The sequence below is a fragment of the Micromonospora cremea genome (assembly GCF_900143515.1).
Lineage (GTDB): Bacteria > Actinomycetota > Actinomycetes > Mycobacteriales > Micromonosporaceae > Micromonospora > Micromonospora cremea.
The window spans coordinates 2830557-2855769 of sequence record NZ_FSQT01000002.1; the positions used below are offsets into that span (position 1 = coordinate 2830557).

Sequence of the window (25213 nt, forward strand, 5' to 3'; positions counted from 1 at the left end):
TGATGTCGTCGATTGGCATCCTGACCGAGCTGCAGGAAGATGGCCGCCTGCCGATCACCGAGCTCAGCCGACGGGTCAAACCGAGTGCGTCGGCCGCCAACGTCGTCTGCAGCGCCACCCTGCCCCATCGCGGCCCGCGCCCGAGCCAGCCTCGCCCTTGACAGGATGGTGCCGCTCCGGGCACCGAAGTCAGGAGAAACGATCCGTCATCGCGGGTACCAGGCCGTGCTGTCGCATGACGTTCGTCAACTCGTGCAGGGTTGCGCTCACTGCTGCGGAGGAATCATCTCTCAACAGGACGGTCACGTCGAGGCACCAGGCCACCTCTCGACCAACTCGGCGCACGACCCAGACGAACTGGTCGCCGCCCTGATCCAGGTAACCGGTGACGACTGACCCCGGAGGACGCGGTGCGCCGTCTCCGGTCGACTGCCAGAGCGTCCTGAGGCTCTCCACCTGATCCTCCCGGAGATCCTTCGCGAAGAGAACGCGGTAGACGCGCCGTTCGTGGAACCCGGGAGGTGGGTGCGCGGGACCGAGCCGCAGCGGCGGAGCGGCGGCGATCGGCTGGTGGTCGCGGAAGTACGTGCGCAGGACTGCTTCGGGCGGCAACTGCCCGCCACCGAGCTCGCGGTAAACGCTCTCGGCCCTCTTGCGGGAGGCGGGCACCACCCGGTCCAGCACTTCGCGATCTGTGCGCATGCTCTGGCTGAACGAAGCGGAACTCCACCAGTCGGCACCTGACGGCGTCCAGCCGGCGCTGTCCAGCCCCGCCGTCGAGAAATCAGCGTGACGGGTGAACTCCTCGACGACGATCCCCTCCACAGCGGCGGCCGGACCACGGTCGCCCGGCTTCGTCAGGAGCATGTAGTAGTCGAGCGGAAGTCGGCGCTCGGTCGCCTCGACGACCGTCGTTCCAGGTTCTGCCCGAGGCGGCCCGGCAGGCATCAGCGACATCCTCCGTCTTCCGTCTCTATCGGGGATTCCGGGCCACCGTAGCGAAGGGAGGCGCCGTCCCAGGCGACTAGCATCCGGTGTCGACGTGAGGAGCCCACATGACATCGCCGGCCCAGACTCGGTTCGGTCTCGTCGGCAGTGGTTGGCGGGGCGAGTTCTTCCTCCGCCTGGCCAGACTGCTGCCGGAGCGGTTCCGGGCGACCGGGGTGGTCACGCGTACCGAATCGCGCGGTGCCGCGGTGACGGCCAAGTGGGGCGTGCGGACCTTCCGCACGACGGCCGAACTGCTCGCCCACGAGCGGCCGGACTTCGTCATCGTGTCGGTGCCCTGGCCGGTGACGCCCGAGGTGACCCGCGACCTGGTCGCGGCCGGCGTGCCGGTGCTCGCCGAGACGCCGCCGGCGCCCGACCTGGCGGGGCTGCGGTCCCTCTGGTCCGACGTCGGAGGCAGCGGCTTGGTGCAAGTCGCCGAGCAGTACCTGCTGATGCCCGGGCACGCGGCCCGTCTGGAGGTGATCCGAGCCGGGGTGCTCGGTGAACCGACGTCCGTCCAGGTCTCCTCGACGCACCTGTACCACGCGGTCTCGCTGATCCGTTGCCTGCTCGGCGTCGGGTACGACGCCGCCGAGGTCAGCGCGCGGGTGTTCGTCGCGCCGCTGGCCAACCCGTTGTCACCCGCCGGCTGGAGTGGTGACGCCACTCCGCAGCAGATCTCCACCACCCTGGCCACCATCGACTTCGGCGGGCGGATGGGGTTGTACGACTTCACCGACAACCAGTGGTGGAATCCGCTGCGTACCCGCCGTTTGGTGGTGCGGGGGTCGCTCGGCGAGTTGGTGGACGATCGGGTGGTCCGCCTGGTCGACCCGACCACGCCGGTGGAGTCGTCCCTGGTGCGGCGGCAGACCGGCGTCGACCTGAACCTCGAAGGGCTCGACCTGAAGCACATCAGCTTCGACGGCAGCGTGGTCTACCGGAATCCGTTCGTCGGCAGCGGATTGTCCGACGACGACATCGCCGTGGCCGACATCTTGGCTCGTGCCGGCGCCTGGGCGCGAGAGCAGGGCCCGGCGCCGTATCCCCTGGCGGAGGCGTGCCAGGACCACCTCATCAGCCTCGCCATCGAGGAATCGGTACGCACCGACCGTCCGGTCGTCACCGCCAAGGAGGCGTGGGCACGGTAGCCGCGGGCCGAGATCGATCTGTGCTCCGGTCGTGTTCGGGTCCTGACTCGCCGTGGCTAGCGTGCCGGGTATGACGCCACCGATGCACACGCCGTCCGGGGTCGTTGGCCGGCGGAGCTGGGGGCCGTGGGCCGTCGCCGCCGCCTGCGTGGTGGGGCTGCTGGTGGCGGCAATCCCTCCGGTGCTCGGCTTTCTGGTGTTGGCGTACGGCGGCCCGGACATCGATGAGCCGCGAGCCGCAGCCGATCGGTTCGTGCAGCACCTGGAGCAGAACCAGGACGAGGCCGCTTACCGCTCGATGTGCTCGCAGGCGAAGGACCGAATCACCGTCGCAGAGTTCACCGAGGCGGTGGAGCGACTGGGCCGCCCGGTCTCCCACGATCTCGGGCGGGCCGGATTCGGCAACGAAGCCGGCAGCAGTGCGTTCGTGACCGTGCGACTGACCGACCGCTCCGGTGCGACGACGTCGGTGAGTCTCCGGCTCGAGACCGAACCAGGCTGGCGCGTCTGCAGCGACACCTTCGGCTGACCGTCGTCCTTCGCGCGCACGACGAACCCGCCAGGGGTGGGTACCGGTTGTCGCCTGGCTGCCCCAGCAGTGCGGTCGCGCCCCCGACACGTAGGCCGGGGGCGCCACGTCGTGGTGGGTCAGCTGGTGAAGTCGTCCGAAACGTCCCGGGCGTCCTCCTGGACGTGCTCGCCGGGCTTGTTGCCCCGGATTTCATCGCGTTGCGCCACCTGATCCGCCTGCGACCGCTCGTTCTGGGTCATGTTGCCCACCTGCGCCCTGGCAGGACCGGCTACGCGCTCGACCTGGTCGTTGGCCCTCTCGACGCTCATGTCGCCTCCCTCTCGTTCGGCGGATGCCTCTGCTGACCCGCGTCCCCGCCCTCCGGTGGGGAAAACCCTGGTCGGCTCCCAAACGATGGCCCCCGACCGGACGAGATGTGATCGCGACGTGCAGATCTCATGGAGGTCCGTCGCTACTCGTTGTGGCGCCAGAAGCCGTCCGCATAGCGTTCGAGGAGCGGCGGCGAAGACGGGTGGCCACCATGGATTTCGAGGAATGGGTACGAAGGTTCGCGGCCAATGCCGAGCGCCGCCGGCTCGACGGGGACCCGGCGTGGGGTACGGCGCGCTCATTGGACCGGGCGCTGATTCGGAGCCTGCAGCGATTCCAGGCCGGCGAGGATGGCGACGGCGCGAGCCTCATCCGCAAGAGCGACCTGGCCGGTGACCCGCACTATCTGGCGGCCATTCGGCTGTTCGTCGTCGAGGAACAGAACCACGCGCGGCTTCTCGAACACCTGTTGCTCAGTGCGGGTGCCTCCACGATCGACGGCCACTGGAGCGATCGGGTGTTCGTGGCGGTGCGGCGCGCACTGGGGCTGCGACTCGAACTGATGACGCTGATGGTCGCGGAGGTCGTCGCGCTGCGCTACTACCGGGCGGTACGCGACGGGACAGCGAATCCGCTGGTCACGGATGTTGGTCGCCGCATCCTGGCCGACGAGCAGGCACACGTGCCGTTCCACGCCCAGCGGCTCGGCGAGGGCTTCGCCGGGCTGGGCCGATCGGCGCGGGCGACGGTGGCGGCCGGTTGGTGGGCACTGCTGCTCGGCGCGGCGTGCGTGGTCGCGTTCGGGCACGGCTCGGCATTACGCCTGCTCGGTGTCGGTCGGCTCCGCTTCATCGCCGAAACCGCGGCGCTCTTTCGACCAGTGGTGCGCGACGTGCTGTTTGAACGGCGTCGGTCCGACCGTGCCGAGCCGCCGGGACAGCACGGCGCTGAGCAGCGAGACAGGCGCGGACACCGCAATCTCGCCAGGTAGGCGGAGCCGGTCCGGGTGGACCGACTCCACCTCGAAGCGTCACGGCTTCCAGGAGCCGGAGGTCTCGAACTCGTGCTGGTACTCCAGCACGCCCTTGGTGTCGGGCACGTCGAACACGACGCTGCCGGTGCGCTTGGTGCCGGCGGTCAGGTCGTTGCCGGCGGGCAGGGGCTTGCCGCACCCCGAGAAGGCCCCACCGATCGCGTTGGTCTCGGTGCCGTCGGCGGCGACCCACTGGAAGTAGAGCGGGTTCGTCGAGCCGGTGCCCGTGGTGACCGTGAAGGTCACGTCGGCGATCACGTACATGCCCTCGTCGGGCTTGAGGCCGTACGACTTGCAGGGCTTGGTGGAGGTGCTGAACTTCGTCACCGTGACCTCGACGGTGCCGTCGTCGCCGTCGATGACCAGGGTGTCCCCGGGCGACATGTTCCGGGTGTCGTCGTCGGCCGAGGGCGGGGCCGACGAGGGGTCGTCGCGGGGCGGCTGCCCGACGCCCCGGGTCACGCCGGGGGTGGGGAGAGCGTCGGTCACGTCGTTGGCGGCATGGTTCGCGCCGATGACCACCGCCACGATGCCGCCGGCGCAGCACAGCAGGGTGAGCACGGCCGCGGTGACCGCGATGACCACCACGGTCCTGTTGGAGTTCTTCGTCGGCACGGGCGGCGGCATGGTGAGCGGGTAGCCCGGCACGCCGGGTGGCGGGTACGCGCCGCTGCCAGCCGCCGGGTACGCGCCGCCCGGAAGCGGCGGCTGCGGCCAGGCCTGGCCCGGCGGGGTCGGGTACGGCGTGCTGGCGTACGGCGGCTGCGGCGCGTTCCCCCCTGCCGACCACGGGTTGGGTGGTACGGGTGCCTGCGGGAGGGTCGGCTCGGCGGCGGCCTGCTGCGGTGCCGCCGGGAACGGCTGCGTCGGCGGCTCCAGGCTCGGCTGTTGGGGGTCCTGCGGCCCGACGGGGGGCTGGGGGTGGGTCACCGTGCTCCTTGGCGCCTCGGTACGTGCGGTTCGCGAACCCGCCGACGCTACCGTGCGTCGCCGATCGCCCGGTCGTCGCGCCGGCTCCCGCCCATGCCCGGTGGGAGCCCGACGGGGCATGCGAACCTTACGGACCGGTCAACATGGACGGTGGCCGGCGACAGGCTGAGCGTCAGGGAAAGGTGAGCGCCTGGGCGTCAGCGGAGCGGGAGCACGGCGGCGGTGCGGACCAGCCCGTCGGCGACCACGAACCGGCCGCTGATCGTGGCGGGCGGGTCGGCGACCGCCGCCGCGTCCACCCGGGCCGGCGCGATCCGGGCGGTGAACGTGCCGGCTTCCGGGTCCAGCTCCAGCCGGGCGTCGTGGAAGTCGAGCCAGCTTCCGACGACCGGGTACCAGACCTTGTAGACGGTCTCCTTGGCGCTGAACAGCACGACCGGCCAGGAGATGCCGCCGGGCAGTCGTGCGCAGGTCTCCTCCTCCTCGGGCAGCAGCACGAGTCGGCGTACTCCCGCATTGACCTCGCGGTGCTGTTCGGCGTCCATGCCGACCGATCGGACGTCGGTGCTGCGGGCCGCCGCGGCGGCGCAGTAGCCGGTGGTGTGGGTGATGCTGCCGACCACCCCGGCCGGCCAGACGGGCGCGCGGTCGGCGGCGGCCGGCACGGCGGCCGGCGGCAGGCCGAGACCGGCCATGGCCCGCCGGGCGCAGATCCGCCCGGCGGTGAAGTCCCGCCGGCGGGTCTGAACCGCCCGCTCGCCCAGGCACGCCTGCTCGGCGGCGAGCAGCTCCCCGGCCCAGTCGTCCGAGCCGGCGACCGCCACGGCGACCGTCGGCGGCAGCAGGTCACGCATCGCCGGCTACCGGTCGGTAGGAACGAAGGTGCGGCGGCGACATTCGGTCGACCGTCAAATTTCCGACTGTCACGAGGGGAGAACGTACCGGAAGGATGTAACACCGGAGAGACGCAAAGCGCTCGCCGGTTGATGGCACCGGGGGGCCACCATCGCCGACCGGGGCACGGCGACCGCCAGCCCCACGGACATCTGGAGAGGACGTGCGATGACCGATGGTGCGGAACGGCCGGGGGGACGGGCTGACGATCACGCGCCGACCACCCCCGGCTGGAGCTGCGGCTCCTGCGGCGACGAGTGGCCGTGCGCGACGAAGCGCAGCCGGCTGCTGGCTGAATACGGGGGTGACCGGGCGATGCTCAGCGTCTACCTGGGCTCCTGTCTCGCCGCCGCCACGGAGGACCTGCGCGCCGCCCCGGTCATGTCCCTCCAGGATCGGTTCATCGGCTGGCTGCCGCGCTCGCGACGCGGCTGAGCCCACCGGTGGCCCCGCCGCCGGGACGGGACCACCGGGGACCGGGCTCGTTCAGGCGCGCCGGGGGCGCCGGGTCAGGGCGAAGCCGACCACGCCGGCCACCGCGGCGAGCACACCGCCGATGCCGGTCCAGACCCAGCGCGAGCCGAGCTCCGGCAGCCAGTCCGCCGGGGAGTCACCCTCGTCGTCGGCCTCGGCGTCGGCCGCCGGTACGGCGTTGAGCACCGCGCCCGCCCTGGTGTTCGGCACCAGCGGCGCCGCCAGCTCGCCGTCGTCGGCCGAGGCGCCCCGGTCGGCGACGGTGCCGACCAGCAGGTCCACGTCGATCGGCGCGCCCAGGTCCGGCTCCGGCAGGTCCACCACGGAAAGCCGGACGACGTACGTGCCGGGCAGCGGATCGGCCGACCACGGCTCCGCCCAGGGCCGCACCTCGCGCAGCGTGCAGCCCAACGCCACGCTCGACGCCTGCGCGTCCACGGTCGGGGTCTGCGCCCCGGCGGTGCACGCCTGCCGCCGGCGCAGTCCGTCGAAGACGTCGACGGTCCAGGTGGAGGCACCGCTGCGCGCCTTCGGGAAGGTGACGGTGGCGCTGATCTCCTGCACCTGCCCGGCCATTGCCGGGAAGGACCAGTAGAGGTGGTCGCCGACCGAGGCGTCCACCCGCACCGGTTGCCCGGCGGTGATCGGCGTGGCGGTCAGGAACGACGTGCCCGCCCGGGTCACCGGCGTGGCGCCCGGCGAGGGGGTGGGGGCGGCGACGGCCGCCGCGGGCAGCAGCGCGGACCCGCCGGCGGCGAGGACCGCCGCCAGCGACCGGAACAGTGCGGTACGCATCAGTTTGTCCTCCAGGTGGCGACCCACCAGCGGGTGAGCAGGCCGGCGAGCAGTCCGGTGAGCAGGCCGGCCACGGTGAGCAGGGCGAGCAGCGCCCAGCCCCGGCCGAGGTCGGGCCCGTCCGGCGCGGGCGCGGCGGCGACCACGTCGACGGTCAGCTCCACCGGCATGCCGGGCGTCGCCGCGGTGCCGGGGCGTGGGGCGAAGGAGTTGCTGACCACCAGGCAGACGGTGGTGGGCTCGATGACCGCCGTCGCGGTCTCCTCGGCCTCGACGGCGTCCTCGTCGTCGGCGCTGGCCGACCAGCGCAGCCCGGCGGAGAGCACGTCGGCCCGCCCGCTGCCGGCGTCCGCGCCTCGGACCAGTTCCCGGCCGTCCGCCGCGGTGGCCCGCAGCAGCACCCCGTAGTCCCGGTTCACCGGCCGGTCCAGAGCCATGCTCACCGACGCGCGTAGCTCCTGCCCGGGCCGCACCGGCACCCGGTAGTACCGGTGCTCGGAGAACGCCTCCCGGTCGGCGTAGACACCGGGGGCCAGCAGCGGCGCCGAGTCGCAGGCGTTCGCGCCGCCGACCACGGTCGGGGCCAGGGTGTGCGTGTCACCGGCACGCTCGACGAGTTGCTTGATCCGGTCGGTCAGCTCCTCGGCGCTCTGCGCCGCGGTGTAGGTGCCGCCGGTCGCCCCGGCGATGCAGAGCAGCTGCCGGCGGACCTTCTCGTCGGGAGCCAGGCCGAGCGTGTCGACCACCAGGCTGGTGCCCTGGGCGGCCAACTCGCGGGCCACCTCGCACGGGTCCGGCGGGGCGCAGGTGTCCTCCCCGTCGGTGATCAGCACGATCCGTCGGGTGGTGGCGCCGGTGCCCAAATCCTGCGCGGCGGAGCGCAGCGCGAGGCCGACCGGCGTGAACCCGGTCGGTCGCAGCGTCGCCACCGCCGCCTTGGCCCGGGCCCGGTCCACCGGCCCGACGGGCACGATCTGCTGGGTGTCCTGGCAGCCGACCTTCTTGTCCTTGCCCCGGTAGGTCGCGCCGAGCACCCGGATGCCGAGCTGGGTTTCCGCGGGCAGCGCGTCCACCACCTCGTTGAACGCCTGCTGAGCGACCGAGATTCGGCTACGTCCGTCGATGTCCGCGGCCCGCATCGAGCCGCTGACGTCGAGCACCAGCTCGACCCGGGGCGGCTCGGCCACCGGCTCGTCGTCGGCCGCCGCCGGGACCGGCCCGGTCAGCGCGGTGGTCGCCAGCAGTCCGAGAAGGACGGCCGCCGATCGTCTGAAGTTGATCACGGTCCGCAGTGTAGTGAGATCCACATTGGATGATCATTTGGGTGGCGGTTGGTGATCGCCGAGCGCCCGGTGCGGCGGCGGCCTCCGGCACCCGTCGATGCCGGGCCGCGGGCACGAGTGGCGGGTGCCGGCGGCGGGTGCGGCGAGCGCGGTCACGCGGCCCCGGACCTGCCCGTTCAGGGCGCTGCGTCCACGCCGGGTCACCCACGGTCAACGGCTGGAGGGGAGGCGTCGGCCCTGCCCGTATCCGTCGGAAATCTGACCCAAGTCGACCCGTTGTGCCGGTGGTGCGCGGTGGTTAAGCTCTTCATGCGCGCCCCAATCGCCCGCTTCCCCCGTGGCAGGCGATCGGGGCGCGCGTCTTTGTAGAACGGGCCCGCACGCCGAAGCGTGCGGGCCCGTTTCCGTCGCGCGGAACGGCGCGTCGCCTGTCGATGCTTATATCCAGCGCCCGTCCAGCCACATCCGGGCCAGCCAGTCCGAGTACGGCATCAGACGGCCCACGAAGATCGGATAGAAGTACGCGAAGCAGAGCGCCACCAGCAGCACGTACGCACCGGCCACAACGCTGCCCACCAACCGGCGTTCGTAGCCCGGGTCCCCGGGCACCAGTGGCGCCACCTCGCCGACGTCACCCCCGGCCGGGGCGATCAGCGCACCCAGCACGTAGACGACAGCCAGCACCAGGAAGGGCAGCGCGGGTGCGGCGTAGAACGAGAACATCGTCCGGCCTTCGAGGGCGAACGCGAACCAGGGCAGCAGCCCGGCCGCCACGCTGAGCAGGAGCGCGCCGGCCCGCCAATCGCGGCGAGCCACACCCAGCCAGACCAGCGCCACCAGGGCCGGCAGGAACGACCACCAGAGCAGCGGCGTGCCGAGCAGCAGGATCTCGGAGGCGCAGGTCGGCGCGCCGCAGGCGCCCTCGCCGGACCAGTGGAACGCCACCGGACGGCCGAGCAGAAGCCACTGCCATGGCCACGACTGGTACTTGTGCGCGTCGTCCAACCCGGTGTGGAAGCCGTAAGCCGCCCGGTGGTACTCGAAGAGGTTGATCAGCGGGCCGATCACCGGGGCGTCACTGAGCGGGGCGCTCGGATAGGACGACGCGAGCCGGTAGTAGCCGTCGTCGCTGAGCAGCCAGCCCGACCAGGTGGCGAGGTAGGTGCCGACCATCAGCACGCCGGCCAGCACCAGCCAGGGCAGCTCGTCGAGCAGGGTGTCCCGCCAGGGTCGGCGGACCCCCGCCGAACGGCGGACGCCGACCTCCCAGAGGAGCACCAGCAGCGCGAAGGCCGGCACGAAGTAGAGCGCGCTCCACTTCACCGCGCAGGCGCAGCCGAGCAGCACCCCGGCGGCGAGCCGCCACCACGGCCAGGTGCGCCAGCCGGTCGGCGGTCGGCCGGCGCGGCCGGGCAGCGACGGGTCGAGCCCGTCGTCCAGCACCCGCGCCCAGCGCCGGCGGCGTGCGTCGCGGTCGAGCACCAGCGCGCCGAACGCGGCCAGCACGAAGAAGAGCAGGAAGATGTCGAGCAGCGCCGCGCGGGACAGCACCAGGTGGAAGCCGTCCAGGGCGAGCAGCAGGCCGGCCGCGCACCCCAGCACCGTCGAGCGGAACAGCCGCCGGCCGATGCGGACCAGGAGCAGCACCGACAGCGTGCCGACCACGGCCGCCGAGAACCGCCAGCCGAACTCCGGGGCGGTGGTGATCAGGTGCCCGGGGACGGAGACCTTGGAATCCGCGTCCTGATAGCCGAAGGCCCACTCGCCGAGGCCGATCAGCCACTTGCCCAGCGGCGGGTGCACCACGTACGACGGGGCGTTGTCCTTGTAGTTCCACTCGACGCCACGGCTGATCAGCCCGTAGGCGTCCTTGGCGTAGTACGTCTCGTCGAAGATCTTGCCCTTGGGGCTGGACAGGCCGACGAAGCGCAGGATCGCCGCGATGGCCACCACCACGGCGGTGGCCAGCCACGAGAAGCGGTCCAACCGGGTGTCGACGGTGGCGAACCGTCGGCGGACCACGCCGGACACCCCGCTGCCGCCGGCGCTGGGCGCCGCGGCCTCCTGGTCGGGGCTCTGGTCGCTCGTCACGTCGACCATCTTTGCCGGGTCGGCGCTCGGGCTCTGCGCTGTCGACGCACTCGTCACCCGGCGATCGTAGGCTGCCAACGTGTCCGGTGGCGCCCGTCGTCCCTGATACCGGTATCCGCTGTCAACGAAGGAGACGATCCTGTGGGTGAAATGTCCGAAGCTGGGCGCCTGATCCTGCTCGGCGCCCCGCTCGGCAACCCCGCCGACGCCTCGGCCCGGTTCCGGGAGGTGCTGACCAGTGCCGACGTCGTGGCCGCCGAGGACACTCGCCGGCTCATCCGGCTGGCCCGTGACCTCGACATCACCGTCGGCGGCCGGATCGTCTCCTACTTCGAGGGCAACGAGGAGCGGCGGACCCCCGAGCTGGTCGAGGTCATCCTCGGCGGGTACGTGGTGGCGCTGGTGACCGACGGCGGGATGCCGAGCGTCTCCGACCCCGGCTACCGGCTCGTCCGGGCCGCACTGGACGTCGGGGCGCCGGTCACCGTCGCGCCCGGGCCGAGCGCGGTCACCACCGCGTTGGCGATCTCCGGGCTGCCCTGCGACCGGTTCTGCTTCGAGGGCTTCCTGCCCCGTACCCCCGGCGCCCGCCGATCCCGGCTGCGCGCCCTCGCCGCCGAGGAGCGCACCCTGGTCTTCTTCGAGGCGCCGCACCGGATCGGGGCGGCGCTCGCCGACTTGGCCGAGACGTTCGGCGCGGACCGGCCGGCGGCGCTGTGCCGGGAGCTGACCAAGACCTACGAGGAGGTGCTCCGCCGCCCGCTCGGTGAGCTGGCCCGGTGGGCCGCCGAGGGAGATCCGCGCGGGGAGATCACCCTGGTGGTGGCCGGGGCGCCGGTGACCGCCGCGGAACGCCCCGACGACGACACCCTGCGCGCGGCGGTCGCCGAGCGGGAGGCGGCCGGGCGGTCCCGCCGCGACGCCATCACCGACGTCGCCACCGAGTACGGCCTGCGCCGCCGCGACGTGTACACCATCGTGCACAGCTGACCCGCGCTCCCGGGCGCGCCGTTCACTCAAGGGCCACGTCCACCGGGCGGACGGGTCACCACGCGGCGGCGAGGAAGCCGAGGGTGATCAGCACCGGTCCGGCGATGGCGACGGCCACCGCCCAGCGGCGGTTCCGCCGGTCGGGCAGCCGGGTCGCCCCGGTCCACCGGGCGATACCGGCGGCGCAGCCGAGCACCATCAGCAGGCCGGGCAGCCAGCGGAGGTGCCGGGCCACGCCGGTGTCGACGTACGCGGTGCCGCCGTCGGAACCCGCCAGCCGCGCCGGTAGCGCCGTCCCGGGGACGTCCCGGCCGGCGGGTACGCCGCTGACCCGTACCCCGTGCGCCAGGAACCGCCCGTCGTCCGCCGTGAAGATGCCCCGGCAGCGCTGGGTGAGCCCGCCGCCGGTGCAGTTGTCGATCACCACCGTGCCGACCCGGGAATGCCCGACCGCGAGCCAGAACGGGCCGGCGCTGACCCAGGCGAAGAAGGCCGCGACCAGACTCAGCAGCACCAGCACCGCGAGCCCGGGCAGCGGGTCGGGCGGCGGAGTGGCGCGGGCCGGCGTCCGGGGCCGGCCCGCGCCGGAGCCCCGGTCCCGCTCCGGCGCGGGATCTTCCCGGACCGGGGTGCCGTCCCAGTGCACCTGCTCGATCGGCGCCCAGAAGGTGCCGTCGTCACCGTCCGGCGGCGTGTCGCTGTCGGTCCGGCGGGCGCCCAGGTGCCAGCGGCTGTGCTGCCGGACCGGCACCCTGCGCGGCACCGCGTCCACCGGCGCTCTGCCAGTAGACGGGCCCGCCGGAGTCGGACGGACCGGGGTGGGTGCCGGCGCGGTCGGCGTGGGACGGGCCGGGGTGGGCGCCGGCGCGGTCCCCGTCGTGCCGTCCGGCCTCGACGTTGCCGTCCGTCCCGCCGGCGTGGGCCGCTGCCTGCCCGGCCGGCCGGGGGCAGGTGCAGGGGTGGCGCCCGGTCGGGGCCTCGGGCCGGTCTGCGCGGTGGCACCCGGCCGGGGGGTGGGGTCGTCCGGGGTGCGGCTCGGGTCGGCGCCGGGCACCGGCCGGGGCTGGGGCGCGACCGTCCCGCCACGGGCCCCGCCGGGCTCGGGGCTGGGGTCGTCGCCGACCGCCGGCCCGGTGGGACGGTCGTCGTGGTCCCGGGCCGCTCGTCTGCCAGTCACGACGTTCATTGCACACCGGTACCGGAGTCGGATCGGGCAGCTTGAGCGCGTGTCGGCGACAAATCGGACCAATGGGCGGGGTGGCTGACCCGGTCCGCCGGCCCGGCACCTCCTGTTGGTTCGCGGATCTCCCGGAGAGGTCACTAGGCTTGCTGCTCATGAGTCACGTTCTCGCGGCAGTGGCCTGGCCGTACGCCAACGGCCCCCGCCACATCGGCCACGTCTCCGGTTTCGGCGTTCCCTCCGACGTCTTCGCCCGGTACATGCGGATGGCCGGCCACGACGTGCTCATGGTCTCGGGCACGGACGAGCACGGCACCCCCATCCAGGTGCAGGCCGACGCCGACGGGGTCACCCCGCGCGAGCTGGCCGACCGGTACAACAGGGTGATCGTCGAGGACCTGCACGGCCTGGGGCTCTCCTACGACCTGTTCACCCGCACCACCACCCGCAACCACTACGCGGTGGTGCAGGAGCTGTTCGAGGGGATGTACCGCAACGGCTACATCGTGCCGAAGACGACCATGGGTGCGATCTCCCCGTCCACCGGGCGCACCCTGCCCGACCGGTACATCGAGGGCACCTGCCCGATCTGCGGGTACGACAGCGCCCGCGGCGACCAGTGCGACAACTGCGGCAACCAGCTCGACCCGATCGACCTGATCGACCCGAAGTCGCGGATCAACGGGGAGACCCCGAAGTTCGTCGAGACCGAGCACTTCTTCCTGGACCTGCCCGCCCTGGCCGACGTTCTGCGACAGTGGCTGGACACCCGGGAGGGGTGGCGGCCCAACGTGCTGCGGTTCTCCCGCAACCTGCTCGACGACCTCCAGCCGCGGGCGATCACCCGGGACCTGGAGTGGGGCGTACCGATCCCGCTGGACGGCTGGCGGGACCGGCCGGACAAGCGGATCTACGTCTGGTTCGACGCGGTGATCGGCTACCTGTCCGCCTCGATCGAGTGGGCCCGCCGCACCGGCGACCCCGAGGCGTGGCGGAAGTGGTGGTCCGCCGACGGGGAGGGCAAGGACGCCCGGTCCTACTACTTCATGGGCAAGGACAACATCGTCTTCCACTCGGTGATCTGGCCGGCGCTGCTCTCCGGATACTCCGGCGAAGGCTCCCGCGACGGTGAGCCGGGCGAGCTGGGCCAGCTCAACCTGCCCACCGAGGTGGTCTCCAGCGAGTACCTGACCATGGAGGGGCGCAAGTTCTCCTCGTCCCGCAAGGTGGTCATCTACGTCCGGGACTTCCTGGAGCGCTACGACGCCGACGCGCTGCGCTACTTCATCGCCGCCGCCGGCCCGGAGAGCAACGACACCGACTTCACCTGGGCGGAGTTCCTCCGCCGCAACAACGACGAGCTGGTCGCCGGCTGGGGAAACCTGGTCAACCGGTCCGTCTCGATGGCGGCGAAGAACTTCGGCGCCATCCCGCCGGTCGACCCGGCCGGGCTCACCGAGGCCGACGAGGCACTGCTCGCGGTGGCCCGTGCCGGCTTCACCACGGTCGGCGACCTCATCGGCCGGCACCGGCAGAAGCAGGCGATCGGCGAGGCCATGAAGGTGGTCGCCGAGGCCAACCGGTACCTCTCCGAGCAGGCGCCGTGGAAGCTCAAGGACGAGGCCGACAAGCCCCGTCAGGGCACCATCCTGCACGTCGCCCTCCAGGTGGTCAGCGACGCCAACACGCTGCTCACCCCGTTCCTGCCGCACTCCGCGCAGCAGGTGCACGAGCTGCTCGGCGGCACCGGCGTGCACGCGCCGATGCCGGTCATCGAGCAGGTCGACGACCTGGACGGCGGGCCGGCCTACCCGGTGCTGACCGGGGACTACACGGTCGGCGCGCGCTGGGAGTCGGTGCCGCTGGAGGCCGGCCGGCCACTGGCCGCGCCGAAGCCGGTGTTCCGCAAGCTCGACCCGTCGATCGTCGACGAGGAGCTGGCCCGGCTGGCCGGCTGACCACGACACCGTCGCACGGCTGAGCGCGGCCCCGGGGAAATCCCCGGGGCCGCGCCTCATGTCCGCACCGCGGCCGGTGTCACATCGCGTACCGGGTGTCCATCACCTGATCGTCGGTCACCTCGGCACCCGGCGCCCAGGTCTCGTAGACGCCGCGATCGTGGCACTGCGCCCCGGTCTCGAGCACCGCTTCCGGATCCGGGTGGCGCAGCCGCAACCGCAGCCAACCGGCCTCCTCCCGCAGCACCAGGCAGGGCACGCCCCGCCACCGCACGAACCTGAGCCGGCGGGCCACCGCCTCCACCGGGTAGCGGGCCGCCCGGGTCATCGCCAGCACCCGGAACCCGCCGGGCAGGTCCGCCACCGCCTCGTACTCGCCGTCGCCATGCACGCCGACCAGCTGGGTGGAGCGCGGGGCGTCCCCGGTCGGCACGTACTCCTGGTCCGGGGAGAGACCCGGCACCGCGGCCAGCAGATGCCGCCACTGCGGGCCCACCATCCGCAGCCACCCGCGCTGCTCGGCCTGGTAGGTGTAGAGCACCACCTCCACCCCCTCCGCCGGGTAGGCGAGCAGGGCGGCGTTCGCGGGCATCGGCAGGTCGGCGAAGTCCCGGGTGATGAACTCCGGGATGAGCTGGGCGTTGCTCGGCACGAAACCCGTACCCAGCACCGGCGGACCGAGCCGGTCCCGGGGAGCCAGCGCGGTCAGGCCGCGGTGCGCCTCGCCGACCGGCACGTCGTAGTCGCCGGGGTCGGCGGCCCGCCAGCGCAGCGCGTACGCCACGTCCAGGCCGTCCCGGTCGACCTCGCCGTCGGTGCGCAGCACCGTGGTCGCCGCCGGCGTACGCAGGTGTGCCACGTCGTGCTCGCGGTAGCAGAAGCCGTGCGGCAACCAGCCCCGCACGTACCCGGCGAGCTGTCGGGGGGAGAGCACCTTCACCATCCGGGTGCCCCGTCGGACCACCGCCGACGCGCGCGCCGCCGCCAGCATCGGGTCACCCGCCGCGGCCGGCTGCTGGCTGAGCTGGTGCAACTGCGCCCACCCCCGCTCCCGGTGCGCCGGCAGCATCAGCGGCGTGTCCGGCTCCTCGGCCGGCTCCGCCGCCCCGTGCACCGCCGTCACCTCGGTGACGTGCACGAACCGGCGCCACGGCAGGGCGCTGCCCGATCGGGGAGCCCACTCGAAGCCGGGCACCTCGTCGGCGCTGAACAGCTCGTACGCGGCGCCACGGGCGATCTCCTCGGCCGGGTAGACGCCGCCGCCGAACGCCACCCGCAGCCCGGTACGTTCGCTGGCGGCGCCGCCGGCCTGGGGGGTTACGTTCACTCGGCGACGGTAGAGTCGCGCGGCGTAGTCGAGGTGAACGTCGGGTGGCGGGCGGATGGACAGCCCCGGTGTGTGATGCTGTCGCTGATGAGCGAGCCCACTGAAACCCGCCGAGAGCGTGCCGCACGGCGGGCCGGAGAGTTCCCGCCCGCCCCCGAGCCGCTGCCCCGGCCGGTCCTGGACAGCCACACTCACCTGGACATCACCGTCAGCGAGGCCGGTGTACCCGGCGGCGGGCCGGCCGACGACCCGGTCGCCGTGGCGATCTCGCTGGCCACGAAGGTCGGCGTGGACCGGCTGGTCCAGGTGGGGGTGGACGTGGCGTCCTCCCGGTGGGGTGCGGAGACCGCCGACCGGCATCCCGCGGTGCTGGCCACGGTGGCGCTGCACCCCAACGAGGCCCCCCGCCTCGCCGACCTCGACGAAGCGCTGCGGGAGATCGAGTCACTCGCCGCCCGCGACCGGGTCCGGGGGATCGGCGAGACCGGGATGGACTTCTTCCGCACCGGCGACGAGGGGCGCGCCGCGCAGGAGGAGAGCTTCCGGGCGCACATCGCCATTGCCAAGCGGTACGGCAAGGCGCTGGTGATCCACGACCGGGACGCGCACGCCGACGTGCTGCGGATCCTCGACGACGAGGGTGCGCCGGACACCGTGGTGCTGCACTGCTTCTCCGGTGACGCCGACTTCGCCCGCGAGTGCGTCCGCCGCGGCTACCTGCTCAGCTTCGCCGGCACCGTCACCTTCGCCAGTGCCACCGCGCTGCGCGAGGCCGCCGCGCTCACCCCGGTGGACCAGATCCTGGTGGAGACCGACGCCCCCTACCTCACCCCGACGCCCCACCGCGGCCGGCCGAACGCCTCGTACCTGATCCCGCTCACCGTCCGCTCGCTCGCCGCGACCACCGGCACCGACCTGGACGAGCTGTGTGTGGCCATCTCCGCCACCGGCGACCGCGTCTTCGGCCCCTGGTGACGCCCCGTCCCACGGCCCGCCGGGACGTCAGGAGGGGCAGCTCGCAATCGTCTGGTGTTGTACAAGGGGCCCTTCCTGACGGTGGGGTGGAGGCGCATACGCTGCCAACCATGACCGGTCTCCTCGGCCCGGCGGAGATCCGGGAACTCGCCGCCCGGTTGGGCGTCGCGCCCACCAAGAAGCTGGGCCAGAACTTCGTGCACGACCCCAACACCGTGCGCCGGATCGTCACCGCCGCCGGCCTGACCCCTGACGACGTGGCCCTGGAGGTCGGCCCGGGGCTCGGCTCGCTCACTCTCGGGCTGCTGCCGGTCGCCGGGCACGTGCACGCCGTGGAGATCGACCCGGTGCTCGCCGGCGCTCTGCCGGAGACCGCCGCCCGGCACGCCCCCACGGACGCCGGCCGGCTCACCGTGCACCGCGCCGACGCGCTGCGCATCGACGCCGCCGAGCTTGCCGACCCGCCGCCGACCGCGCTGGTGGCGAACCTGCCCTACAACGTGGCCGTGCCCGTGGTGCTGCACCTGCTCGCCGAGCTGCCCAGTCTGCGGAAGGGCCTGGTGATGGTGCAGAAGGAGGTCGCCGACCGGCTGGTCGCCGGTCCCGGCTCCAAGGTGTACGGCATCCCGTCGGTCAAGCTCGCCTGGTACGCCGAGGCCCGGGGCGCCGGCCGGGTGCCGCCGAACGTCTTCTGGCCGGTGCCCAACGTCGACTCCGGCCTGGTCGCCTTCACCCGCCGCGAACCACCCCGAGCCGACGTACCCCGGAAACGGGTTTTCGCCGTGGTGGACGCGGCGTTCGCGCAGCGCCGAAAGACCCTGCGCGCCGCGCTGGCGGGCTGGGCCGGCGGCGCGGACCGGGCGGCCGCCGCGCTCACCGCGGCCGGCGTCGACCCCGGCGCCCGGGGGGAGTCGCTCACCGTCGAGCAGTTCGCCGCCATCGCCGCGTCGGCTCCGACCCCGGCGCCGGCCGCCCAGTAGGCTGGCGCGGTGCCCGCTGAGGAGGCTGTACGGGCGAGTGCCGACCACGCCGAGGAGCTGATCGTGACCAAGCCGTTCGACATCCGTCTGCGCGTGCGGGACATCGCCCCGTGACCGAGGCCTGGCGACCGGACGGCGAGGACGAGCGGCGCGGGGCCAGCGGGCCGGTGAAGGTCCGCGTGCCCGCCAAGGTCAACCTTCACCTCGGGGTGGGCCCGCTGCGCCGCGACGGCTATCACGAGCTGAACACCGTCTATCACGCGATCTCCATCTACGACGAGCTGACCGCCCGCCGGGGCGACACGCTCGCCCTGACCATGGAGGGCGAGGGCACCGGCGAGCTGGCGTTGGACGAGACCAACCTGGTGATCCGCGCCGCGCACGCCCTGGCGGGGTACGCCGGGGTGCTGCCGCACGCCCGGCTGCACCTGCGCAAGCAGATCCCGCTCGCCGGTGGGCTGGCCGGCGGCAGCGCCGACGCGGCCGCCACGCTGGTGGCCTGCGACGCGCTGTGGGGCACCGGGCTGTCCCGCGACGAGCTGGCCGGGATCGCCGCCGACCTTGGCTCCGACGTGCCGTTCCTGATCTACGGTGGCACCGCGCTGGGCACCGGCCGGGGTGAGGCGGTCAGCCCCGTGCTGGCCCGCCCCACCTCCTGGCACTGGGTCGTGGCCATCGCCGACGGGGGCCTGTCCACGCCGGCCGCCTACCGGGAGTTGGACCGGCTCCGCGCCGCCGGCACCGCCGGCGCGCCGCTGGGCAGCACCGACGCGCTGCTGGGCGCGCTGCGCCAGCGCGACCCACGGGTGCTCGCCCGCACGCTCGGCAATGATCTCCAGGACGCCGCGCTGGCGATGCGCCCGGCGCTGGCCGACACCCTCAAGGCCGGCGAGGCGGCCGGGGCGCTCGCCGGCATCGTCTCCGGCTCCGGCCCGACCTGTGTCTTCCTCGCCACCGACGCGGCCCACGCCGGGCGGATCGCCGCCGAGCTGACCACCGGGGGTGTGTGCCGGGAGGCCCGGGTCGCGCACGGCCCGGTCGCCGGCGCCCGCGTCGGCTGACCCTGGCGTACCGGCGGGCCGCCGCAGGGACCCTGCGGGCGCGCGGCACGGGTGACCGTGGGGTCCGCGTACCCTTGGGTCAGGCGTCCAGGTGCCCGCCGGCACCGGGACGCCTTGATCATGAAGGGTGGGAGCGTGGCCAACATCGTCAACCTGGACCGGGTGTCCAAGGGGTACGGGGCCGCCGGGCCGCTGCTCACGGACGTCTCGCTCGGCTTGGACGACGCCGACCGGATCGGCGTGGTCGGCCTCAACGGCGCCGGCAAGTCCACCCTGCTGCGGCTGCTCACCAAGCAGGAGGATCCCGACGACGGCAGGGTCACCCACCGCCGCGACCTGCGGGTGCTCTGGTTGCCGCAGCAGCTCACCCTCGCCCCCGAGGCCACCGTGCGGGACGTCGTGCTCGGCACCGCCTGGCTCGGTCAGAGCATGGGCGCCGAGCACGAGTGGGCCGGCGACGCCGGGGTGCGGGCCATCCTCGACGGCCTCGGCATGCCGCACCTGGGCCTCGACCAGCCGGTCGGCCCGATGTCCGGTGGCGAACGCCGCCGGGTGGCGCTCGCCGCGCTGCTCGTGCGCGACTCCGACCTGCTCATCCTCGACGAGCCCACGAACCACCTCGACGTGGGCGGTGTCGACTGGCTGGCCCGGCACCTGGTGGGTCGCAAGGGCGCCCTGGTCGTGGTCACCCACGACCGGTGGTTCCTGGACGCGGTCTGCACCACCACCTGGGAGGTCGCCGACCAGACCGTCCGCGCCTACGAGGGTGGCTTCGCCGCCTGGACGCTGGCCCGCGCCGAGCGCGAGCGCGTCGCCGCCGCCACCGAGGCCCGCCGGCAGAACCTGCTCCGTAAGGAGATCGCCTGGCTGCGCCGCGGCCCGCCGGCGCGTACCTCCAAGCCCCAGTTCCGCATCGACGCCGCGAACGCCCTGATCGCCGACGTGCCGCCGGCGCGCGACACCATGTCGCTGCAACGGATGGCCACCTCCCGGCTCGGCAAGCAGGTGTACGACCTGGAGAACGTCGAGCTGCACGCCGGCCCCAAGGAGATCCTGCGGGGCGTCACCTGGCTGGTCGGGCCCGGCGACCGGATCGCCATCCTCGGCGCCAACGGCGCCGGCAAGACCACGCTGCTGCGGCTGCTCGCCGGCATCACCCGCCCCGACGGTGGCCGCCTCGGCACCGGTTCCACCGTGCGGCCGGCGTTCCTCTCCCAGGAGCTCGCCGAGCTGCCGGGGCACCTGCGCGTGCTCGAGGCCGTCGAGGAGGTCGCCCGCCGGGTCCAGCTCGGCGATCGGGAGGTTTCCGCCGCCCAGCTCGCCGAGGTCTTCGGCTTCGACGACCGACGGCTCTGGACCCCGGTCAGTGACCTCTCCGGCGGGGAACGCCGTCGGCTGCAGATGCTGCGGCTGCTCGCGGGCGAGCCCAATGTGCTGCTCTTCGACGAGCCCACGAACGACCTGGACACCGACACGCTGGCGGCGCTGGAGGACCTGCTCGACTCCTGGCCCGGCACGATCATCGTGGCCAGCCACGACCGCTACCTGATCGAACGGGTCACCGACACGGCGTACGCGCTGTTCGGTGACGGCCGGCTGGTGCACCTGCCCGGCGGTGTCGACGAGTACCTCGCCCGGACCGCCGAGCGGGCCGGCCCCTCCCGGGCTGGCGTCACCCCGTCCGCCGCGCCGAGCGGCACCAGCGCGACCGGCATGTCCGCCGCCGAGGTCCGACAGGCCCGCAAGGAGCTGACCCGGCTGGAACGCCAGCTCGGCAAGCTCGACCAGCGCGAGGTCACGCTGCTCGACCAGCTGGCGGCCGACGCCACCGACTACGCCCGGGTCGCCGAGTTGGACACCCAGCTCAAGGATCTGCGCGCCGAGCGGGAGCGGATCGAGGAGACCTGGATGACGCTCGCCGAGGACCTGCCCGAGAGCTGACCGGGCCGGGCGCGCCGGCCCGGGGGCCGTGTGCGGCGTCACACCGCCGCGTGCGGGACAATCGTCGGCGACACCTCACCCCACGGCGTTGGAGACTCAGACATGGCCCACACCCCCGTCAACCACCCCGCGCGGCCGATCTACCGGGCGATCGGCGGGCTGACCGGTCTGTACCTGGTGGTCTTCGGTGTGCTCGGCATCATCGCGAGCGCCGGCAACGAGGTCCTCGCGCAGGACGACACCAAGGTCCTCGGTCAGGGCACCAACCTCGGCTTCTCGCTGCTCTGCGTGCTGCTCGGGCTCCTGGTGCTGGCTGGCACCGCGCTCGGCCGCAACATCGACGTGGCGATCAACCAGTGGCTGGCGTACGCGCTGATGGTGATCAGCCTGGGCGGTCTCGCGTTCATCCGGACCGACGCCAACTTCTTCAACTTCAGCATCATCACCGTGATCGTGGTGATGAGCGCGGCCCTGGTGCTACTCATGGTCGGCATGTACGGCAAGGTCGGCACGGAAGAGGAGTCGGAGGCCTGGAAGAAGGCCCGCCTGGTCCTCTGATTCGCTTCTCGCTCTGGTGGGCTTTCGCCAGAGCCCGAGCTGCTCCGGGCGGTCAGGCTTGATCCCTGGGCAGCTCGGGCACCGGCGAAAACCTCTGCTGGTCCGGACCTGCCGAGCTTCGGGGTTCACCAGACATGTCCCGTTCGTCCGGGTGACAATCACCGCGAGGGTGACAGTCGGACGGGGGATCAGGGCATGGTGCATTTTCCGGTGAACCATCCGGCGCGGCCGCTCTACCGGGTCCTCGCCGGCCTGATCGGCGTCTACATCCTGGTCTTCGGCGTGTGGGGCGTCGCCCAGACGATCGGCGATCCGCTCTTCGGCCGGGACGGCAACTGGGTGCTCGGGCTGCGCACCAACCTGGCCTTCTCGCTCGCCTCGGTGGTCTTCGGAGTGGTGCTGATCATCGGGGCGTCCCGGCGCAGCAACCTCGGCCACTACATGAACCTCACCGCCGGCGTGGTGTTCCTGGTGACCAGCATCCTGATGATGTCCGTGCTGCAGACCGGAGCGAACTTCCTCAACTTCTCGATGTCGACCGTGATCGTGTCGATGCTGTTCGGCCTGATCCTGCTCGGCACCGGTCTGTACGACAAGGTCGGCCCCGAGGAGCACGCCGAGGCGGAACGGCAGAAACGCAGCCACCCGGTGGCCGAGGTGCACCGCCGCTGACCGTGGTCAGCGGCGGCGGGCGGTGATCAGTGTCGGCTTCGCCTCCAGATGGGACAACCCGTTCCACGCCAGGTTGACCAGGTGGGCCGCCACCGTCTCCTTGCGCGGCTTGCGCACCTCCAGCCACCAGCGGCCGGTCAGCGCCACCATGCCCACCAACGACTGCGAGTACAGCTCGGCCAGTTTCGGGTCGTACCCGCGGCTCTTGAACTCCGCGCCCAGGATGTGCTCGACCTGGTGCGCCACGTCGTTCATCACGCTGACGAAGTTGCCCGTCGCGGACATCACCGGCGACTCGCGGACCAGCACCCGGAACCCGCTGGTCTCCTCCTCGATGTAGCCCAGCAGGGCCAACGCCGCCTGCTCGAGCAACTCCCGCGGGTGCCCGGCGGTCAACGCCGTGGTGATCCGGTCCAGCAGCGCCCGGACCTCCCGGTCCACCACCACCGCGTAGAGCCCCTCCTTGCCGCCGAAGTGCTCGTACACCACCGGCTTGGAGACCTTGGCGCGGGCCGCCACCTCCTCGATGGAGGTGGCGTCGAAACCGCGCTCGGCGAAGAGCTGTCGGCCGATCGCGATCAACTGCTCCCGCCGCTGGGCCGCCGACATGCGGACCCGGGAGGTGGGTTTGGGCGGTGGAGCCGGCGCCGCACGCCGACCTCCCGCTCCATCGGTGAGCTCAGGCATGTCGCCGCCTCGCTGGCGCTCGGTGACGCCCTGCCGTGGGATGGTGCCTCCGCTGTGCCCGTTCACGTCGTCGCCTCACTGGCGGGCGGTCCGACCGCCCAGCCGCGCCGTCCGACCGTACCCGGATCGGGCCCGGCCCCCCGTCCGCCGAGCCGTCCGGTCCTCCCGCGTCGCTCGGTCACCCGGCCATCCTGCCAGGCGGCCTCCCGGGACACCGCCCGCTTTTAGCGGGGTGCGACCGGCTTCACGAGCTTGGCCGCGAGGCGCTCGGGCTTTGGCCAGCGCACCTGCGACGCCGCGCCGACCTTTTCGAACAGCCAGATCACCCGGGCGGAGATGTCCACCTGACCACGCAGCACGCCGTGTCGGGCGCTGGTCGGGTCGGCGTGGTGCAGGTTGTGCCAGCTCTCGCCGAACGACAGGATCGCCAGCGGCCAGAAGTTCGACGCCCGGTCGCCCTGGCGCATGGCGAACGGACGCTCGCCGTAGACGTGGCAGACCGAGTTGATCGCCCAGGTGACGTGGTGCAGCAGGCCGATCCGGACCAGCCCGGCCCAGAAGAACGCGGTCAGCGCGCCCTGCCAGGACCAGGTCACCAGGCCGCCGATCAGCGCCGGGCCGAGCAGTGAGATGGCCACCAGCATCGGGAAGAGCCGGTCCACCCGGCGGATGTCACGGTCGGCGAGCAGGTCGGGGGCGAACCGCTCGCGGTTGGACAGTTCGCGCCGGAACAACCAGCCAACGTGCGCGTGGAACAGGCCCCGGGTCAGTGCCCACAGGCTGGTGCCGAAGCGCCACGGGGAGTGCGGGTCGCCCTCCAGGTCGGAGAAGGCGTGGTGCCTCCGGTGGTCGGCCACCCACTGGATGATCTCGCCCTGCACGGCCAGCGAACCCGCGACCGCCAACGTCACCCGCAGCCACCGCTTGGCCTTGAACGAGCCGTGCGTGAAGTAGCGGTGGAAGCCGACCGTGATGCCGAGCCCGGAGACCACGTACCAGACCAGGCCGATGACGATGTCGGTCCAGCCCAGCCAGCCGCCCCAGGCCACCGGCACGGCGACCAGCAGGGCGACGAAGGGGATCACGACGAAGGCCCAGAGGGCGACCAGGATTCCGGGGGACTGGCTGCCGTCGGTGAGGGGTTTGGGGCCGGGCCCGGCGGTGTTGGGTTCGAGCAGAGCGGTGGACATGGCACCTCGCAGAGGGGGACGGAACGATCACGAAGCTACGCCTACGTCACCGTAACTTACGGCACCGTAGATCGCACGGGGAAGTTGCCGAAAGCCCTCGCGTCGTCCTGCTGAGACGCAGGTCAGAGCCTTGATCAGGGCTGCGCTCGGTGGCGCGGTCGACCCGTCAGGGCAGGGTCGGCGCGGCGCTGCGGGTCGCGCTGTGCAGCCGGGCGGCATCGAGGCTCGGCGGTGCGCCGAACTGGCGGCGGTACTCCCGGCTGAACTGCGAGGGGCTCTCATAGCCCACCCGCTGGCCGACACCCGTCACGTCGGTGGGGTGGGCGGCGAGCAGCAGTCGGGCCTCCTGGAGTCGGATCTGCTTCTGGAACTGGATCGGACTCATCGCGGTTACGGCCTGGAAGTGGCGGTAGAAGGCGGAGACGCTCATGCCCGACAACTGGGCCACGTCCTCCACCCGGAAGGCCTGCCGGTAGTGGCTGCGGATCCAGCGGACCGCCCGGGCGACGTGGGCGAGGCTGCTGTCGGCGAGGCCGAGTTGGCGGACGATGGCGCCCTGTTCGCCGGTGACCAGGCGCCAGAGGATCTCCCGGATGGTTAGGGGGGCGAGCACCGGCAGGTCGCGCGGCCGGTCGAGGAGGCGCAGCAGCCGCACCACGGCGTCGACCAACTCCTCGGGGGCGTCGCTGACGGCGATGCCGGGGAGCGCGCCGCCGCTGCGAGGGAGGTCGACGGCGGCCTGCAGCAGCAGCTCGGCGATGGCGGCCGGCTGGAGGGTGAGCCCGAACCCGAGCGCGGGGGTGTCGGGGCTGGCGTCGGTGAAGTGGCCGGTCACCGGGAGGTCGACCGATGCGACGAGGTACTGCCCGGCGCGGTACTCGTAGACGCGGTCGCCCAGCGCGAGCCGTTTCGCGCCCTGCGCGATGAGCGCCAGGACCGTGCCGGACATCGACGCTGACGGCACGTTCGGTCGCTCGACCTTCGAGATCAGCACGCCGTCGATGGCGGTGGTGCCGTCCGGCCGCGCGTGGCGGGCGAGCAGGGCGCGCAATTCGTCGAGGTGCACGGTTCGATTGAAGCACCCGGCATGAGTTGCAGCAAGGAGAGGATCAGGCAAGGGTTGGAGAGTATATGTCTATCGTCACCCCTGGTCAGGCTGTTTCTATGAGGTAGTCAGATTCCCCGGGGGCGAGTGGTCGCTCCACGAATGAA

At 72.6% G+C, this 25213-nt stretch carries 25 protein-coding genes; 13 read left to right on the forward strand and 12 right to left on the reverse strand.

Features of this window, described 5'->3' with window-relative positions:
- The first annotated feature begins 2 nt into the window (after positions 1-2).
- The gene (locus BUS84_RS41350) at positions 3-161 is read left to right on the forward strand and encodes an AsnC family transcriptional regulator (protein ID WP_425293467.1); all 159 of its coding nucleotides are present in this window, start codon (positions 3-5) and stop codon (positions 159-161) included.
- A gap of 28 nt (positions 162-189) precedes the next feature.
- Here BUS84_RS41350 and BUS84_RS26745 read toward each other — a convergent pair whose 3' ends face one another.
- Positions 190-957, reverse strand: a complete 768-nt coding sequence (locus BUS84_RS26745; RefSeq protein WP_084757604.1) for a hypothetical protein — start codon at positions 955-957, stop codon at positions 190-192.
- Positions 958-1055: 98 nt separating this feature from the next.
- Between BUS84_RS26745 and BUS84_RS26750 the strand changes: the two genes are divergently transcribed.
- A complete protein-coding gene (locus BUS84_RS26750; RefSeq protein ID WP_074316599.1) occupies positions 1056-2141 on the forward strand; it encodes a Gfo/Idh/MocA family protein in 1086 nt (361 codons plus the stop codon).
- 82 nt (positions 2142-2223) lie between these two features.
- Positions 2224-2670 (forward strand): Rv0361 family membrane protein, encoded by a 447-nt coding sequence (locus BUS84_RS26755; RefSeq protein ID WP_483189037.1) that lies wholly within the window; start codon positions 2224-2226, stop codon positions 2668-2670.
- Between the two features lie 119 nt (positions 2671-2789).
- On the opposite strand, the gene BUS84_RS26760 is transcribed toward BUS84_RS26755, so the two are convergent.
- The gene (locus tag BUS84_RS26760) at positions 2790-2981 is read right to left on the reverse strand and encodes a general stress protein CsbD (protein ID WP_074316603.1); all 192 of its coding nucleotides are present in this window, start codon (positions 2979-2981) and stop codon (positions 2790-2792) included.
- Positions 2982-3133: 152 nt separating this feature from the next.
- Between BUS84_RS26760 and BUS84_RS26765 the strand changes: the two genes are divergently transcribed.
- Positions 3134-3973, forward strand: a complete 840-nt coding sequence (locus BUS84_RS26765) for a hypothetical protein (RefSeq protein WP_208869738.1) — start codon at positions 3134-3136, stop codon at positions 3971-3973.
- A gap of 39 nt (positions 3974-4012) precedes the next feature.
- Here BUS84_RS26765 and BUS84_RS26770 read toward each other — a convergent pair whose 3' ends face one another.
- Both BUS84_RS26770 and BUS84_RS26775 read right to left on the reverse strand, forming a co-directional pair.
- Positions 4013-4945, reverse strand: a complete 933-nt coding sequence (locus BUS84_RS26770; RefSeq protein ID WP_074316606.1) for a DUF4352 domain-containing protein — start codon at positions 4943-4945, stop codon at positions 4013-4015.
- 197 nt (positions 4946-5142) lie between these two features.
- Positions 5143-5799, reverse strand: coding sequence for a 4'-phosphopantetheinyl transferase family protein (locus BUS84_RS26775; RefSeq protein ID WP_074316608.1), 657 nt, complete (start codon positions 5797-5799; stop codon positions 5143-5145).
- A 208-nt stretch (positions 5800-6007) separates the two neighbouring features.
- On the opposite strand from BUS84_RS26775, the gene BUS84_RS26780 reads away from it, so the two are divergent.
- Positions 6008-6274, forward strand: coding sequence for a hypothetical protein (locus BUS84_RS26780; RefSeq protein WP_074316609.1), 267 nt, complete (start codon positions 6008-6010; stop codon positions 6272-6274).
- Positions 6275-6325: 51 nt separating this feature from the next.
- Here BUS84_RS26780 and BUS84_RS26785 read toward each other — a convergent pair whose 3' ends face one another.
- The 3 genes from BUS84_RS26785 to BUS84_RS26795 form a co-directional block, all read right to left on the reverse strand.
- Entirely contained in the window at positions 6326-7108 is a 783-nt protein-coding gene (locus tag BUS84_RS26785) for a peptidase (RefSeq protein ID WP_074319139.1), read from the reverse strand.
- Positions 7108-8391 carry a VWA domain-containing protein gene (locus tag BUS84_RS26790; RefSeq protein ID WP_074316611.1) on the reverse strand — a complete coding sequence of 428 codons (1284 nt, stop codon included), beginning with the start codon at positions 8389-8391 and terminating at the stop codon, positions 7108-7110. The genes BUS84_RS26785 and BUS84_RS26790 overlap by 1 nt, the downstream gene beginning before the upstream one ends.
- Before the next feature lie 438 nt (positions 8392-8829).
- A complete protein-coding gene (locus tag BUS84_RS26795; protein ID WP_244298903.1) occupies positions 8830-10491 on the reverse strand; it encodes a dolichyl-phosphate-mannose--protein mannosyltransferase in 1662 nt (553 codons plus the stop codon).
- 141 nt (positions 10492-10632) lie between these two features.
- Between BUS84_RS26795 and rsmI the strand changes: the two genes are divergently transcribed.
- The gene (rsmI, locus tag BUS84_RS26800) at positions 10633-11472 is read left to right on the forward strand and encodes a 16S rRNA (cytidine(1402)-2'-O)-methyltransferase (protein ID WP_074316614.1); all 840 of its coding nucleotides are present in this window, start codon (positions 10633-10635) and stop codon (positions 11470-11472) included.
- A gap of 55 nt (positions 11473-11527) precedes the next feature.
- Here rsmI and BUS84_RS40255 read toward each other — a convergent pair whose 3' ends face one another.
- Entirely contained in the window at positions 11528-12649 is a 1122-nt protein-coding gene (locus BUS84_RS40255; RefSeq protein ID WP_244298744.1) for a hypothetical protein, read from the reverse strand.
- Between the two features lie 158 nt (positions 12650-12807).
- Here BUS84_RS40255 and metG point away from each other — a divergent pair, with 158 nt between their 5' ends.
- Positions 12808-14610 (forward strand): methionine--tRNA ligase, encoded by a 1803-nt coding sequence (metG, locus tag BUS84_RS26810; RefSeq protein ID WP_074319140.1) that lies wholly within the window; start codon positions 12808-12810, stop codon positions 14608-14610.
- Positions 14611-14689: 79 nt separating this feature from the next.
- On the opposite strand, the gene BUS84_RS26815 is transcribed toward metG, so the two are convergent.
- Positions 14690-15937, reverse strand: coding sequence for a hypothetical protein (locus BUS84_RS26815; protein WP_074316618.1), 1248 nt, complete (start codon positions 15935-15937; stop codon positions 14690-14692).
- A gap of 75 nt (positions 15938-16012) precedes the next feature.
- Between BUS84_RS26815 and BUS84_RS26820 the strand changes: the two genes are divergently transcribed.
- The 6 genes from BUS84_RS26820 to BUS84_RS26845 all read left to right on the forward strand — a co-directional run bounded on the left by BUS84_RS26820 (position 16013) and on the right by BUS84_RS26845 (position 22124).
- Positions 16013-16912, forward strand: coding sequence for a TatD family hydrolase (locus BUS84_RS26820; RefSeq protein ID WP_074316620.1), 900 nt, complete (start codon positions 16013-16015; stop codon positions 16910-16912).
- A gap of 110 nt (positions 16913-17022) precedes the next feature.
- Positions 17023-17892 (forward strand): 16S rRNA (adenine(1518)-N(6)/adenine(1519)-N(6))-dimethyltransferase RsmA, encoded by an 870-nt coding sequence (gene rsmA, locus BUS84_RS26825; protein WP_074316622.1) that lies wholly within the window; start codon positions 17023-17025, stop codon positions 17890-17892.
- A gap of 110 nt (positions 17893-18002) precedes the next feature.
- Positions 18003-18953, forward strand: a complete 951-nt coding sequence (locus BUS84_RS26830) for a 4-(cytidine 5'-diphospho)-2-C-methyl-D-erythritol kinase (protein WP_074316624.1) — start codon at positions 18003-18005, stop codon at positions 18951-18953.
- 135 nt (positions 18954-19088) lie between these two features.
- A complete protein-coding gene (locus BUS84_RS26835; RefSeq protein WP_074316626.1) occupies positions 19089-20894 on the forward strand; it encodes an ABC-F family ATP-binding cassette domain-containing protein in 1806 nt (601 codons plus the stop codon).
- A 102-nt stretch (positions 20895-20996) separates the two neighbouring features.
- Positions 20997-21452 carry a DUF4383 domain-containing protein gene (locus tag BUS84_RS26840; protein ID WP_074316627.1) on the forward strand — a complete coding sequence of 152 codons (456 nt, stop codon included), beginning with the start codon at positions 20997-20999 and terminating at the stop codon, positions 21450-21452.
- A gap of 195 nt (positions 21453-21647) precedes the next feature.
- Positions 21648-22124 (forward strand): DUF4383 domain-containing protein, encoded by a 477-nt coding sequence (locus BUS84_RS26845; RefSeq protein ID WP_074316629.1) that lies wholly within the window; start codon positions 21648-21650, stop codon positions 22122-22124.
- A 6-nt stretch (positions 22125-22130) separates the two neighbouring features.
- Here BUS84_RS26845 and BUS84_RS26850 read toward each other — a convergent pair whose 3' ends face one another.
- The 3 genes from BUS84_RS26850 to BUS84_RS26860 form a co-directional block, all read right to left on the reverse strand.
- On the reverse strand, positions 22131-22811 hold the full coding sequence (locus BUS84_RS26850) for a TetR/AcrR family transcriptional regulator (RefSeq protein ID WP_074319142.1): 681 nt from the start codon (positions 22809-22811) through the stop codon (positions 22131-22133).
- Positions 22812-23035: 224 nt separating this feature from the next.
- Positions 23036-24001, reverse strand: coding sequence for an acyl-CoA desaturase (locus BUS84_RS26855; protein ID WP_074316630.1), 966 nt, complete (start codon positions 23999-24001; stop codon positions 23036-23038).
- A gap of 166 nt (positions 24002-24167) precedes the next feature.
- Positions 24168-25067 carry an AraC family transcriptional regulator gene (locus BUS84_RS26860; RefSeq protein WP_074316632.1) on the reverse strand — a complete coding sequence of 300 codons (900 nt, stop codon included), beginning with the start codon at positions 25065-25067 and terminating at the stop codon, positions 24168-24170.
- Positions 25068-25213: the final 146 nt, after the last annotated feature.